The organism is Fibrobacter sp. (genome assembly GCA_024399065.1).
Lineage (GTDB): Bacteria > Fibrobacterota > Fibrobacteria > Fibrobacterales > Fibrobacteraceae > Fibrobacter.
The window spans coordinates 88660-99170 of record JAKSIB010000012.1; the positions used below are offsets into that span (position 1 = coordinate 88660).

At 44.6% G+C, this 10511-nt stretch carries 8 protein-coding genes; 5 read left to right on the top strand and 3 right to left on the bottom strand.

All coding sequences use genetic code 11. The annotated features are described in order from the left end of the window. Positions 1 to 570, bottom strand: a complete 570-nt coding sequence (locus MJZ25_07915; GenBank protein ID MCQ2124096.1) for a 6-carboxytetrahydropterin synthase — start codon at positions 568 to 570, stop codon at positions 1 to 3. 395 nt (positions 571 to 965) lie between these two features. Here MJZ25_07915 and MJZ25_07920 point away from each other — a divergent pair, with 395 nt between their 5' ends. Next, positions 966 to 3380, top strand: coding sequence for a leucine-rich repeat protein (locus tag MJZ25_07920; GenBank protein MCQ2124097.1), 2415 nt, complete (start codon positions 966 to 968; stop codon positions 3378 to 3380). After that, positions 3377 to 3514 carry a hypothetical protein gene (locus MJZ25_07925; GenBank protein ID MCQ2124098.1) on the top strand — a complete coding sequence of 46 codons (138 nt, stop codon included), beginning with the start codon at positions 3377 to 3379 and terminating at the stop codon, positions 3512 to 3514. Before MJZ25_07920 ends, MJZ25_07925 begins: the two co-directional genes overlap by 4 nt. Before the next feature lie 328 nt (positions 3515 to 3842). Here the strand turns inward: MJZ25_07925 and MJZ25_07930 are convergent, their stop codons facing one another. Together MJZ25_07930 and MJZ25_07935 are read right to left on the bottom strand one after the other, a co-directional pair. Further along, positions 3843 to 4232, bottom strand: a complete 390-nt coding sequence (locus tag MJZ25_07930) for a DUF1016 N-terminal domain-containing protein (protein MCQ2124099.1) — start codon at positions 4230 to 4232, stop codon at positions 3843 to 3845. A gap of 174 nt (positions 4233 to 4406) precedes the next feature. Next, on the bottom strand, positions 4407 to 4718 hold the full coding sequence (locus MJZ25_07935; protein MCQ2124100.1) for a helix-turn-helix domain-containing protein: 312 nt from the start codon (positions 4716 to 4718) through the stop codon (positions 4407 to 4409). 898 nt (positions 4719 to 5616) lie between these two features. On the opposite strand from MJZ25_07935, the gene MJZ25_07940 reads away from it, so the two are divergent. From MJZ25_07940 to MJZ25_07950, 3 genes are read left to right on the top strand one after another with little or no spacing between them, the layout of a single operon-like run. Then, complete coding sequence (locus tag MJZ25_07940) at positions 5617 to 9978, top strand: hypothetical protein (GenBank protein ID MCQ2124101.1); 4362 nt, start codon at positions 5617 to 5619, stop codon at positions 9976 to 9978. Continuing rightward, positions 9953 to 10111: a hypothetical protein gene (locus MJZ25_07945; GenBank protein ID MCQ2124102.1), complete on the top strand. Its 159-nt coding sequence runs from the start codon at positions 9953 to 9955 to the stop codon at positions 10109 to 10111. The genes MJZ25_07940 and MJZ25_07945 overlap by 26 nt, the downstream gene beginning before the upstream one ends. 14 nt (positions 10112 to 10125) lie before the next feature. Further along, positions 10126 to 10275 (top strand): hypothetical protein, encoded by a 150-nt coding sequence (locus MJZ25_07950; GenBank protein MCQ2124103.1) that lies wholly within the window; start codon positions 10126 to 10128, stop codon positions 10273 to 10275. The last annotated feature ends 236 nt before the right edge of the window (positions 10276 to 10511 follow it).

A 10511-nucleotide genomic window follows, 5' to 3' on the forward strand; every position in this document is an offset into this window, starting at 1 on the left:
TTACGCTTTTTCCTTGTAGCCGCACTTGGGGCAAACGCCGTTTTCGTCCAGGGCGATTCCGCAGAGAGGGCAGCGCTTGACCGTGCCTGCAACAGGGAATTCCTGGGAGGCGGCGTTCACTCCGCTGGTGAAAGTAATCTTTGCGATGTTCAGCTTCATTTTCAGAAGGTCGTAGACAATCTTGATCATGCCTTCCACCGTCATGGTCTCCTTCGTCACCACTAGGCGACAATCCGGGTAAGCCGTGGCCAGTGCCGTCTTGAACGCAGGCCCCTTCATCTTGTTTTGCGGGTGGCCGTTCCTGATGCCCTGCTTTTCATAGACATCGAGAATCGCGGGGAGCAGCGGGTCGTCTTCACGCAGAATGAGTGCGTGGTCGAAATTCCGCAGAATGTCCCAGGCCGTCTTCTGGATTTCGTTGCAGGGGAACACCATGTTCACCCCCGCGTTGATGGAATCCTCCACCTCGATGGTGAGTATTCCCGTGTGGCCGTGAAGGTACTGGGCCTCTCCCTTGAAACCGTAGAAACGGTGGGCGTACTGCAGGCTGAACGTTGTGTAGCTTCTCATGATTTCTCCTTGTCCGCATAGCGAACGTTGATGGTTATACCTGCAGTATATCAAACGGGGAGAGGGGAGGACAAGGGGAAAATTTTGCAGTTTGGGTGTGGAGATCGCTCTGTTTCAGGGATGGTCAAATCAAAGTTATTAACGGACTTTCCAAGGCTTTGATATAAACCTGTTTCCATTTGATGGACTAAAACGGTACGGCTCCAGTAGAATTCCAGCATGCCGCTATTTACGCGAATGGCTGTCTGAATTTGAGTATTGCGGAATCTTTGGACTTCTTGAAGGGTGCTCAATCTTTACAAAAATCTTACGGGCAACTATATTTGTTTTGAATCAATAATGCTTGTAGAGGGCCGGATTCCGCGCCCTTTTTGATTTTGAGGAGAAAATAAATCATGATGCGAAATAGCATTAACTCTTGTTTGACCACGCTGGTCATAACTTTGGCGTGTGTGGTGTCTGCAAGTGCAAGTGAAAAACAGTTTTATCTGGTTAATGGTTCTCAAGAGTTTAGTGAGTCCGCTATAGTTGCGGAAGGTAACAATACTTTAAGGCTTAATGTTGATGAATCCAATGACTTCTATATCTATGACGAAACCACTGATAGTTGGGGAAACTTTGGATCTGATTTGAAAGTGCCTTACTCAGGAGAGGGATCGTTTGGGGCTGATAAAATTGGATTTGAAGTAAAAACGGCGGGCTACTATGACATTTATCTTGAAGATCGAGGCTCTGGAGCCTGGTATGTTTCCTTTACAGAAACTAAGGCGGAAATTGAAAGTGTTGCCGACCTAATTTATACAGGAAAAGCAATTACACCAAAGCCAGCTGTGATTCTTGGAACGCTTGATATTTCGGAAGGTACTGACTACGAGTATTCATATACCAACAATGTAAATGTTGGCTCTTCTGCAACTGTAACGGTTACATTCAAGGGCGATTATGCGGAGTTCGGTTCTGTTTCAAAATCCTTTAATATCACGATGGCTACGCCTACAGTTGAACCTCCGACTTCTGCTAATCCGAAGTACGCTGGTACATGTGTCGTGCTTGTTACCGCCGGAACTACAGACTTTGGAACGATGCTTTACAGTTTGGATGGTGACGATTACTCGGAAAATATTCCTTGTGCGGATAAAGGCGGCGATTATACGGTTTACTACGAGGTTGAAGAAAGTGGCAACTGGTTTGCTGCCGCAGGGAGTGTTGAAATTCAGGTGCCGGTTCGTGTTGATGTGACCGTGGTTGGCGACGGTTCTGTAAGTGGCTACGATCCCGACGAATTCTACCCTGTTGGTACAGTACTTACCCTTACCGCGGAGCCTGCAGACGGATACAAGTTCCTTAGCTGGAACAGTGATGTCGATGTTCCTGCAACATTTGAATACACGGTTGATGCTGAACAGAATAGCCTAGAAGCAACTTTCAGCAATCACTATATTGCCTACACAACCAGCGACGGTGATACTGCTTTGCCTGTGCTTTCATCTATGTATGATATTAAGAAAAATATGTGCGAGGACGGTCTGTGTGTCATGTTTTTGGGCGATGGTGTTACAGAACTAGACGATGGCGCATTTAATAATAATAAACGCTTGACTAGTATTGAAATCTCGAGCAGTATTGAAACTATTGGGCATTTCGCTTTTGCAGAAACTCCTTTGATTCGTGTGGATATGAAGTCAAAAGAGCCCCCTCAATTGGGGGAATGGCTGACTTTCCTCAACGTTCCTGATGAATTTTTGATTCACGTGCCTCATGGTTCAGCCGATGCCTACAGGTCTGCCGATGGCTGGAAGGATTACAAGGACCACATTGTTGATCACGACGCATCTATGCTGGTCTGGACCGATGATGCTGTAGTACCCACATGCTCTGAAACAGGTTGGGAAGCAGGCTATGTCTGCAATGAGTGCCACAAGCGCTTTGCCGATGTGGATGGCCATGTTGAAATGTCCCCGGTGGCCGCCCTTGGAACAACATACGGTGCAGTTTGTGCTTACAATGACGATAGCAAGGCAATTATCGACGGAAACTCCGAAACCTCCGTACTGCTCCCTTGGAATATCGATGTGGACGCAATTGAGCTGAATAGGACCTTTGCCGCTGGCACAATCTCCACCATTACGCTGCCTTTTAGCATGTATGTGGAAAATGTGGAGGGCGCTGTATTCTACAGATTTAAGTATGTTTCTTCGGATGACTGGACTGTTCACGTAGGTTCCGTTCGTGACGAACTGGTCGCAAACACCCCGTACCTAGTGAAAACTACTGGCGAGACCATCTCCTTTAAGACTGGGGCTACCTTGGAACGTACATTGGATGCCTCTCCCACGGACCTGGGCCAGGATGAAGGTGATGGCTGGGAACTTCGCGGAACCTATGGAAAAATGGTCTGGAAGGAAGGTCATCCGGATCTTGGGTATGTTTATGGTTTTGCCGCCGAGAATGTTGTCGATGTCCATATTGGCGAATTTGTGAAAGCTACCGCTGGTGCAAACCTGTCGCCTATGCGAGCCTACCTCTATTACAATCCTGTCGCAACTCCGGCACCTTCTCCGGAACCGTCCTTCCGTGGTATGGCTCCCATGGCTCGTTCGACTTCCAGTATCGAGACCCCGAATTACTTGGATGTGGTCGTGGATGACGATGAGGGCGGAACTCTGTATATTGGTAAGCTCAATACCCGCACCGGCGAGTTCAACGCCGCGGGAGAACGCTGGTTCGACATGAAGGGCCGTAAACTCAACGGCAAGCCCAGCGCTAAGGGTTCCTACTTCAATAACAGGAGCAAGGTTATCGTAAAATGAAAAGGCTGGAACCGAAGAAACTGTATTGCAAACCCCAGGTAAAAGTAATCAAGCTGAAACACCGTGCGAACCTGCTGCAAAACAGCGGTTTTGAAAATGACGGTCCCAAGGGTTATGGCGGCAAATTTCAGTAATAGGAGTAGAAATGAAAAAGCAAGAACAGAAGAAACAGTACAAAAAGCCCCAGGTGAAGGTGATCAAGCTGAAGCACCGTTCAAACTTGCTGCAGAGCAGCCTTCCCGACAGAATGGGTGTTGTCGTTGACGATTAGTTTGTTTTTACGATTTCGCCTTGATGTATAAAACGAAAGTCCTTCCGAACAAAATCGGAGGGACTGGATTGTTCCTTTACAGTTCATCAATCTGCTTCTGCAAATCCTCCGCTTTTGGGAGCAGTTTATATTCAGCAACTCCAATAGGCGACACCATGTTTGCCAAGGACCATTCTACCACCGTTTTCTTTTTAGACTTGCAAATCAAAAGGCCAATGGTCGGGTGTTTCCATTTGATGGACTAAAACGGCACGGCTCCAGTTATTTTCAATGGTCTTATTGATGTAGAACAAAGCTTCGTCAACACCTTGGCACTTGGTGATGATTTCCGTATGGTGTCGCCAAGGAATCATTGCGAAACTTTGGGGCATTTCTAAAACTGCACCAACTTGGTGCATTTTTGCAGAATAGAACAGGAACCATCTTTTCATATTCCACAGATTTCTTGTAGAAAAGCCCTTCGCCTCAGGAAATTCAGCTTTCAAATCAAGGGAAATCTGGTTTACGACGCCTGCGCCCCACTTTTCTTCTGCCTTCTGTTTTACAAGATCCTGGGCAAGGCTCCAGTAAAATTCCAGCATGCCACTATTTACGCGAATGGCTGTCTGAATTTGAGCATTGCGGAATCTTTGGACGGGCCCACAAGATTTTTCAAAAATGATTTAGCAACAGTTGGTTTGACTGTGTTGACTCTACAAAAAAACTTGCAGCCGCGGCACTAGCCGACGTTCCCTTTTTTTAGAGTTCGCTCGGCGTCATCCAGCCATAGCCTTTAGAAGTTCTTTTTTGCTGGAGCCCAAAGAGAATAGAGCCCGAATTAACAATTCCAAAGACACGCTGGAATTTGCCTTTTCCATTTTTGCCAGGCGCGATTGGCTTGTTCCCGACATTCTTGCGACTTCTTCTTGAGACAATCCACTTTTCTTTCGCTTTGCCACAAGAGCCTTGGCGAGCGCAACCTTCATTTCGATAATCGCCATTTCAGCTTCGTTCAAGTCCAGAAATTCGTCGATGTCGCCAACCTTCCATCCGTTCTTTTCTAGCCTTTCTTTTTTTGCCTTTTCCATGCAGCCTCACTTTGCCTCGTAAGCGGAAAGCCGTTTCTTACAGAGTTCTATTACATCCTGCGGAGTTTTGTTTGTTTTCTTATCAACCCAATGAATCACGATTATCGCATCATCATCGATTCGATAAAAAATCCGCCACGTCTTGTTTTCGTCGTTGATACGCAATTCATGACAACGTGCGCCAATTGACGGCATAGGTCGACTTTGCGGCATTGACAAAAATAAGCCTGATTGTAACAAGCGAAGTAGGTATCCTGTTTCAATTCTAGCTTTTTGCGACAACGGCGGAGATTTTGGTTGAGAACTCAACCAAGCCAAAGGTTTATGTTTTGGACTCATTAAATATATGTCATTTTTGACATAATGTCAAGAGCTCTACGTTGGTCATCTGGGGCCGGCTTCCCCATAGGGTTCCTGTTGCCAGGTGTAAACTAAGGCAACGACGTCAAGCAGAGAGTTTTACTTGCCCCACGAATGGGGATTACTCACTCGGTTGACAATATACAAAAATGAAATATTAAAAATCAAGGCGCTGTAAAAAGCGGTTTTTGGCCTTCTTGAAGGGCGTTCAATCTTTACAAAAATCTTACGGGCAACTATATTTGTACTGGATGAATATTGTTGCGTGTGATGGACTGAAGTTTATGGCGACCGCTGAGGGAGCCTTTGCGGGCTGTGGCTTTGTGGCGCAGGTCCGTAAGTCCATTACCCCCCCCATGTAACCAGAAGTTTACTTACCGGTTGTCATTCCGGTTCTTCCCATACATTAAAAATTTTCCCGTGCGAGTTGTTCGCCATGGGCTTTCTTGCGTTGTGCGCATTTTTGCGCCCGCTGTCGTGTTTTGCCGTGTCCGCTTTTTGCGGTCGCGGCTCTTTGATTTTAAGGAGAAAATAAATCATGATGCGTAATGGCATTAACTCTTATTTGACCTCGCTGGTCATGGTGCTGGCGCTGTTGTTCTCGGCAAATGCCTTTGCTGCAGAAACAGTACAATCAACTATCGAGATAGATGGCAAAGACTACACTTTGTTCACAGGCTTTACAGCAACTGCGGGAATTGAAAAACCTAAGGTTACGACCGCTCTTCATTCGAATATGGTGGATGGAGATCCTTCTACAAGTTGGAGGGATGCCAGATCTGATGAAGCAGTTTCTTTTGGTTATACATATGTTGAATTTACATCAGATGTCCCTATTTTCTTAAAAGGATACATACTAAATTCATATAGTGTAAATTCTTACCATCCGTCAGAGTGGAGATTGTTCGCTAAGGCTGATGTAGATGGTGACTATGTTTTAGTATCAGAATACACTGATCAAACCTATTCGGGAACAGAACATAAATACCCTGTTGTCAATGAAGAGAACAATCAATATAGATTTTTTCGCTTTGAATGTGCGAATGAAAATCTAATTATAGCTTTAACGGAGATTAGACTGTATGGCTATGATGAGTTGACCTATACTCATCTTACCCCACATGCTGCAACTTGCTCCCAGCAAGGTGTATTGAGAGAATGTTATCTTCGTAATGATGGCAAGTATTTCACAGATGAAACAGGGACGACAGAACTTGATGAGTTTGCTGTTGTAGAGCCGATGATACCTCACATAGACGTACATCATGAAGCTGATGCAAATCATATTGAATACTGGCAGTGCTCGGTGTGCGGTAAGTTTTTTGCTGATGCGGAGATGACAACAGAAATAGCAGAAGTGCAGACACAAAAAATTAAGTATTTGAATTCCACTGGGGATTTGGAGCAACTAAATGAGGTTGCAACAAAAGTTACAAGTGACGCGACAATATGGAATGCAGGCTGGTATCTGGTATCTGAAAATGTAACAATATCTGATCGTATTATTGTAAACGGTGAAGTTCATTTGATATTGGCAAATGGAGTGACTCTTAATGCAAATAGAGGAATCACAGTATCAACAGATGCGTCGTTTAACATATATGCACAAACAGAAGATGAAGCGAATATGGGTGCGTTGAATGCTACAGTTCCAAATTATTTGTTTGAACCATATGCAGGAATCGGTTGTGCATATGGTAGTGGCGACGCTGGCTCGATAATGATTAATGGTGGAAAAATTACAGCACGAGGAAATGAAGGGGCTGGTATCGGTTCAGTTCAGTATAGATCGGTAGGAACGATTACGATAAATGGTGGAATTGTCGATGCTGCAGATACTGAGGGAAGTGGTGCTGGAATTGGCAGTGGTAAATCAGGAAAAGCTAGTGTCATTAATCTAAACGGCGGTGTTATTTACGCAAAGGGCATTGGAGCTGGAGTATACGGAACTGGCAGTATAACTATTAATGTTTCAAATGGAATTAAGAAAATCGTCGCAACATCTAATAATTCTGGATGTATAGGGAATAAAGAAAATATTACCGTTAATTTTAAGAATGAAGGAAGTATAGTGACTGGTGCTGCCAAGGATGCGATATTCTACGATTCTGGTGAAGGAGAACAACGGATTATTCGAACCAAAGCATTGAATCATCATATTGTAATCGGTGATAATATTAAGGCTCATATAACAGCTGATACAGAATATGCTCTTGCAGGAGAGTTGATTACACTGACCGTTGGTTTAACTGTGGATGCTTCATCAGTAAAGATAAATGGAGTAACAGGGTCATTGTCGGATGTAGAGGGTGGTACATACACCTTTGTTATGCCAGATGGTGATGTAAATGTGGCGGTAGATGAGGTCGCTGAAACATATTCTGTTGATTTCCCTGAGCAGATGGAAATTGTTAGAACATCCAATCCTGCAGATGGTGATGGTAAATATATTTCTGGAACTGTAGTTGAGTTTAGACTCATGTTTCCTTATACAACAACTGATGTTTCTGATGGTACAAATACGTTGGTCGCAGCAAATGGTGTATATAGTGTGACTGTAGAAACATCTAACATAAATATTTCTGCATCTATAAATCGTGGAAACTCTATTAATTTGTCTGAGGCGACTAATAATTTCACTGCTGTAGACGGAGATGTGCTTAGCGGTTCAACCCAATATACAGTGATGGTTGCAGATATGGCTAACATTACTCTTTCAGATGCAACGATTGATGGTGGCATTATTTGTGATGGTTCTGCAACAATTACTCTTGAGGGTGAAAATAATGTAACTGGTGCTACTAATATGGCAGGTATTCAGGTTGGAGGTTTAGGAACAACTCTGACAATCAGGGGTGATGGTTCATTAACCGCATTGGGTAATTATTTTTCTGCTGGTATTGGCTTGAGTCAAGCACGGAAGGTTGATGCCATAGGTGGAGATATTGTAATTGAAGGTGGAAATATCACGGCAATTGGACATTCCAAGTGGGGTTCTGGCATCGGAACTGGTGAGGCCTATAAAGCAACAGTGAGACTTGGAAACATCACGATCAAGGGCGGCGTGGTAAAGGCTATAGGCGGTGAGGATGCTGATGGTATAGGTATCGGTTATACATATACAAATTTAGGTTCTACGAATGAAATTGGTACAATAACCATTTATGATACTGCTGATATGGTAGATGCTTCAAGTGTTAGAAAAAATATTATCTATATGCACGATGATATTGATGTGTCTGTAAGTAAAAATGATTATTTCGGCATTATTGAAAATGGAGAACGTAAAATCATATATACAGGAATCCCTGCTTTTGATGTCGAGGATCAGACATATACAGGAGAAGCGATTACACCAAAGCCAACGGTTTCATTAGGTTCTCTTAATTTTGAAGAAGGAACTGACTACGAATATTCATATACCAACAATGTAAATGTTGGCTCTTCTGCAACTGTTACGGTTACATTCAAGGGTGATTATGCGGAGTTCGGTTCTGTTTCAAAATCCTTTAATATCACGAAGGCTACGCCTACAGTTGAACCTCCGACTTCTGCTAATCCGAAGTACACTGGTACATGTGTCGCGCTTGTTACCGCCGGATCTACGAACTTTGGAACGATGCTTTACAGCGTGTTAAGGGAAGGCGGGTCACAGACTGCTTATTACACCGGTATTCCTTGCGCCGATTGGGCTGGCCGTTATACGGTTTACTATAAGGTCGAGGAAAGTGATAACTGGTTTGGCTTTGCTCCTCAATCTGTTGACGTGACTGTGGAAAACGAAATGTTCAAGATTACCTTTGTAGATGATGAGGGTGACGAAATCATCTCTCGTGAATACGAGTATGGCACTCCGGCTGAAGGCGTTGACTTGCCACCAGAAAATCCAGAAAAGGCTGACGATGAAATGTATGCCTACACCTTTGCTGGCTGGAGTCCTGAAATTCAGGAAGTGACTGGTGCTATGACATATAGTCCAATCTACGATAAAACCCGTATCGGTTTCGGTCCAATTACTATTGCAAAAGACAGTTCCTCGGCAATTATCGATGGAATGTCCAGAGATCCTATCGATAAGGCAATTAAGGACTGCATGATTAAAGGTGAAGTAACCCTCTATCGTCACTTTGCGGCAGGAAAGTATTCCACCCTTGTACTGCCTTTCTCGACGTTTACGGGTGCTTTTAGTGGCGTGTCTTTCTATTCGTTCAGGGGTGTGGAAAAGGAAAATGGCGTCTGGAAGACGGTTGTCTTCGGCTATGTTGACAAAGAAAATGAAGGTAATAAGCCCATTGAGGCAAATACCCCCTACATCGTGGTTGCCGATGCTGATATGGACGACCTGGTTGTAAAAGATGGTGTATTGTTTGATGCAGACGATCCCAAGAGTTCTTATGGAGCTACCTTGATTTGCTCTGAAGAAACTTGTGATGAAGTGCCTGACGAAAATAAAAGCTGGCAGTTCGTGGGTACCTATAATTACAGACAATGGGATTCCGGCAACAATGTCGAAGAAATTGGAACTACTTATGGCTTTGCTGGTGCTGCCGGTAACGGCGGTATGGAAATTGGCAAGTTTGGTAAAATCAAGGAAGGAGCCTACATCTATCCCATGCGAGCCTACCTGCGTTACCAGCCTCCTTCGCTCCCATCCGTCCTATTCAAGGCGGCTCCAGCCTATGCTTCTGTCGCAAGTATCGATGAACTCCCTGAATCCATGGATGTGGTTATCAGGGGCGAAGAGGGTACAACGGTCATCGGAACCATCAACACCCGCACCGGTGAGTTCCGCTCCGCAGACAATCGCTGGTTCGACCTGAACGGCCGTTACCTCGGCAACAAAAAGCCCACCGTCAAAGGAACCTACTACAATAATGGAAAGAAAGTCATTGTCAAGTAAGCCGAAGTGTGGCTATGTCAAGCCGGAAATGAAAATCGTCAAGCTCAAGGCCCGCACAAGCCTGCTTCAGGGTAGCGGCTCTCACGACCCTGCTGACGATTTGCCGGAAACATTGAATGTTATAATCAGATAAGAATGGAGAACAATATGCAGAAGAAAGAATACAAGACTCCGAAAATGAAGGAAATCAAGCTGAAGTCCCGCGCAAACTTGCTTTGTGGAAGTGGCTGTGAAGAAGAGATTGGCGGGGAACTCAACTACAACGATTACGAACCCGTAGATCGTAAGAACGTTTAACCTGTTCCTGTGCTATTGATTTGCTCATGAAGCGAAAAGTCCTTCCGACCAAAATCGGAGGGACTTTTTTATACTTTAGAGCGAAGAATTGATTTATGGATTTTTCCCGATACGATAATTTTTTCCGTCTGTTGCGTATTGCGCTTGGGTGTCCGGGGGCAAGTGCTGACGTGTTTCCGCGGCTGTCTGCGGAAGAGTGGGAACGCATTTACAACGAGGCGGACCGGCAGACTCTT

What these genes read in the sequence shown, in the direction of transcription:
- MJZ25_07915 (MCQ2124096.1), bottom strand. Translation starts at nt 570, where the DNA reads ATGAGAAGCTACACAACGTTCAGCCTGCAGTACGCCCACCGTTTCTAC.
- MJZ25_07920 (MCQ2124097.1), top strand. Translation starts at nt 966, where the DNA reads ATGATGCGAAATAGCATTAACTCTTGTTTGACCACGCTGGTCATAACT.
- MJZ25_07925 (MCQ2124098.1), top strand. Translation starts at nt 3,377, where the DNA reads ATGAAAAGGCTGGAACCGAAGAAACTGTATTGCAAACCCCAGGTAAAA.
- MJZ25_07930 (MCQ2124099.1), bottom strand. Translation starts at nt 4,232, where the DNA reads ATGCTGGAATTTTACTGGAGCCTTGCCCAGGATCTTGTAAAACAGAAG.
- MJZ25_07935 (MCQ2124100.1), bottom strand. Translation starts at nt 4,718, where the DNA reads ATGGAAAAGGCAAAAAAAGAAAGGCTAGAAAAGAACGGATGGAAGGTT.
- MJZ25_07940 (MCQ2124101.1), top strand. Translation starts at nt 5,617, where the DNA reads ATGATGCGTAATGGCATTAACTCTTATTTGACCTCGCTGGTCATGGTG.
- MJZ25_07945 (MCQ2124102.1), top strand. Translation starts at nt 9,953, where the DNA reads ATGGAAAGAAAGTCATTGTCAAGTAAGCCGAAGTGTGGCTATGTCAAG.
- MJZ25_07950 (MCQ2124103.1), top strand. Translation starts at nt 10,126, where the DNA reads ATGCAGAAGAAAGAATACAAGACTCCGAAAATGAAGGAAATCAAGCTG.